General features: G+C 68.4%; 1 protein-coding gene, 1 pseudogene and 1 riboswitch. Of the genes and pseudogenes, one reads left to right on the forward strand and one right to left on the reverse strand.

From position 1 onward, the window contains the following. Positions 1 to 68: 68 nt before the first annotated feature. A complete protein-coding gene (locus RTU05_RS17495; RefSeq protein ID WP_312599578.1) occupies positions 69 to 1,898 on the reverse strand; it encodes a TonB-dependent receptor domain-containing protein in 1,830 nt (609 codons plus the stop codon). A gap of 170 nt (positions 1,899 to 2,068) precedes the next feature. Beyond that, a riboswitch (cobalamin riboswitch) is annotated at positions 2,069 to 2,214 on the reverse strand. A gap of 97 nt (positions 2,215 to 2,311) precedes the next feature. Between RTU05_RS17495 and RTU05_RS17500 the strand changes: the two are divergent. Then, positions 2,312 to 3,464, forward strand: a pseudogene (locus RTU05_RS17500) (DNA mismatch repair protein MutS); the annotation flags it as partial.

The following is a 3,464-nucleotide window of genomic DNA, read 5'->3' on the forward strand; positions in this document are numbered from 1 at the left end:
CGACCTGGACTGGTCGGCCCTGGCGCTTGCGGCGCCGGCGGCCTTCGCCGCCGACGCCCGCGCCCGGATCAGTAGCGCAGCCTGATCCCGACATAGCCGGACAGACCGGCTTCGCCGTAGCCCAGCAGACGCTGATAGTGTTCGTCGAACAGGTTCTCGACGCGCGCCGTCAGGGTGACATTGTCCGTCAGCGTATAGGCGCCGTTCAGATTGGTGATGACGAAGCCATCCCGCATGCCGCCCGAATCCGGCATCTCGCCCTCTGCACGCACGGTCACCGCGCCCGACAGGCGTTGACCGGTCCAGCCCAGGGTCGCCGACCCGGAGTGTTCCGCCACGCGCAGGATCGGCGTCTTGGTCACCGAATTTTCGGCGTCGGTCCAGGCATAGGCCGCCGTCAGGTCAAAGCCGCGCCCCAGATCGACCCGGCCTTCCAACTCCACGCCGTCGGTGCGCGTGCGGATCAGGTTGACGTAGTAATATTCGAAGCTGGCCGGATTGTAGTAGCCGTCGATCTGGTTCTCGACCTCGAGACGGTAAACCGTCAGGCGGCCGTCGAAACGGCCGTCGTTCGAACGCCAGCCCAGAGCCAGTTCACCGCTCTCTGCCTTTTCGGGAACCAGTTCGGCCACCTTGGTGGTCGGTAGAACGAAGCAGAAATCGCAAACCGTCTGCGCGACGGACGGCGTCTTGAAGCCCGTGCCGTAAGCCCCGCTGAAGGTCAGGCCGGCGCCCAGATCATAGGCCGCCGAAATGCGGCCCGTAGTCTTGCCGCCGTATTTGTCGGTTTCGTCATGGCGCAGGCCGGCCGTGACGCTCAGACGATCCGTGGCGTTGAAACGGGCCACGCCGAACACCGAGTCCACGTCCAGCTCAGCCTTGACCCTGCCGTCCAGGTCCGCCTGGGTTTCCTCATGCTCGGCGCCGAAGCTATAGGCCAGACGGGCGTTCTGATCACGGCTGTCCGCCTGCCAGCGGTAAAGGCGGTGCTGGCCGCTATAGACCGAAGGATAGGCGCTCTTGCTCACGCGGTCGATGTCGGAGGCGGCGACCGTGAACTTGTGATCCAGGCCCAGGACATCGGCGGCGCGCAGGCGAACCAGACCCGACTGATTGACGGTCGCGTCCGTATCCAGGGCATCGACCGGGCCGAAACCGTCGACATCGGCGTCGGTGTCGGAATGACGATAGCTGGCGTCGACGCCAAGGCGGTCGTTCAGCTCGTAACGGGCGCGGGCGTTGACGGTGGTGTTGTCGAACCCGTCCTTCTCGGTGTTGCCGTCGATCTTATCGGCGGCCGAGAAACCGTCGCTGTGGAACTTGGAGACCGAGACGCCATAGGCGAACCTGTCGGTGGCGACGCCCAGGCCCAGACGGCCCCGCGCCGTGCCGTAAGAGCCGGCTTCGGCATTGGCCGAAACGCCGTTCAACTCACTGGTCGTGAAGGAAATCACGCCGCCGATGGCGGACGAGCCCCAAAGCGACGACTGCGGGCCGCTCAGCACCTCGATGCGCGAAACATCGCCCAGGTCGAAGCCCGAGAAGTCGAAACCGCCCGCGGGCTGCGAGGGGTCGTTGACGGCGACGCCATCCACCAGCACCAGGGTCTTGTCCTGGCTGGCGCCGCGCATCCGCACCGAGGCCACGCCGCCGAAGCTGGCGCGATAGACCGACAGGCCCGGCACGTCGGACAGGATGTCGGTGGCGAACACGGCGCCGCGCTGTTCGATGGTCTGGCTGTCGATGACGCGCGCGCCCGGCGTCTCGGCGACGATGGCGGGCAGGCGGGTGGCGGTGACGACGACGTCGCCGACCTGGGTCGCGTCCTCGGCCAGGGCGGGTGCGGCGACGGCGACGACCGACAGAGCGGCCGAGGCGAGAAGAATGGAACGCTTCATTGAGCGATATCCCCGTTTCCGGTCCCGCGAATGCGCGCGAGAGACCGTCATGAGCGAACCGACCCGCCAGACCGGCGAAGGGTCTGGACGGCGCAAGATCGGGTCGCTGCGACGGATGGAAACCGCGCCTCTGCCTGTTCCCGGACAGGGGCGAGCGACTTTGGGCGGCCAGGTCTCCTGGCTTGCGGTTCATCGAACATCGCCCTCGCCTTCCCAGCCCTGGGGCCAGTGGCGCCGGGATCACGGACCCCGGACGGACGACGCTCTCGCCGCCTACAGTTGCGGGAACAGCCGTGGCGTCTGACCACGTTCCCTAAACCGCCTGGCGGGGCCTATCGCAGGGGGGACAAGCCTGTGCAAGGCTGGCGGAACGGGCTTGAGGCGTCGGTTCCGATCCGTCACCCTAGGGCCACATGAACGCCCCTGTGACCCACCCTCCAGAAATCGCCGCCGCCATCGAGGGCGCGACGCCCTTCATGGCCCAGTATCTGACGGCCAAGGCGGGTCAGGCGGACGCCATCCTGTTCTTCCGCATGGGCGACTTCTACGAGCTGTTCTTCAAGGACGCCGAGGTCGCGGCGGCGGCTCTGGGCATTACCCTGACCAAGCGCGGCAAGCATCAGGGCGAGGACATTCCCATGGCGGGCGTGCCGGTCCACGCCATGGAGGGCTATCTCGCCCGCCTGATCCGCATGGGCCACAAGGTCGCCATCTGCGAACAATTGGAAGACCCCGCCGAGGCCAAGAAGCGCGGCGGCAAGGCCGTGGTGCATCGCGGGGTGGTGCGGGTCGTCACCCCCGGCACCCTGACCGAGGACAGTCTGCTGGACGCGCGGGGCGCCAACCGGCTGGCGGCGGTCGCGGTGCGTAAAGGCAGGGCGGCGGTCGCCGTGGTCGAACTGTCGTCCGGCGCGGTAGATTCAGTCGCCTGCGCCATCGAGGACCTGGGCGCGGCGCTGGCCGCCTTCCGTCCGTCCGAAGTGCTCGTCACCGACCGGATGTATTCCGACGAGACGACCCGCGACGCCCTGAACGGCTCGGGCGGGGTGGTCCAGGCCCTGGCCAGCGCCATCGCCGAACCCCAGGCCGCGCGGGCGCGGGTCGAACGGCTGTACGGCGTCGCCGCCCTGGACGGTTTCGGCGCCTTCGAGGAGGCCGAGGTCTCGGCGCTGGGCCTGATCGCCGCCTATCTGGAGACGACCCAGGCCGGCAAGGTTCCGGCCCTGGCCCCGCCGCGCCGTCTGGGCGAAAGCGGCTTCCTGGCCATCGACCCCGCGACGCGCGCCAGTCTGGAGATCGACCGCACCCAGCGCGGCGAGCGCGAAGGCAGCTTGCTCGCCTGCATCGACCGCACCGTCACCTCGGGCGGCGCGCGCGCCTTGGCCGAACGGATCGCCCGGCCCCTGCGCGATCCCTTAGCGATCAACGAAAATCTGGACGCCGTAGAGTGGATGCTGGAGCGGCGCGATCTGCGCCGCGCCTTGCGCGAAAACCTCAAGTCGTCCGCCGATATCGCGCGCGCGGTCGGGCGGCTGGCCCTGGGGCGCGGCGGCCCGCGCGATCTGG

The sequence above is a fragment of the Brevundimonas sp. genome (assembly GCF_032017145.1).
Classification (GTDB): Bacteria; Pseudomonadota; Alphaproteobacteria; order Caulobacterales; family Caulobacteraceae; genus Brevundimonas.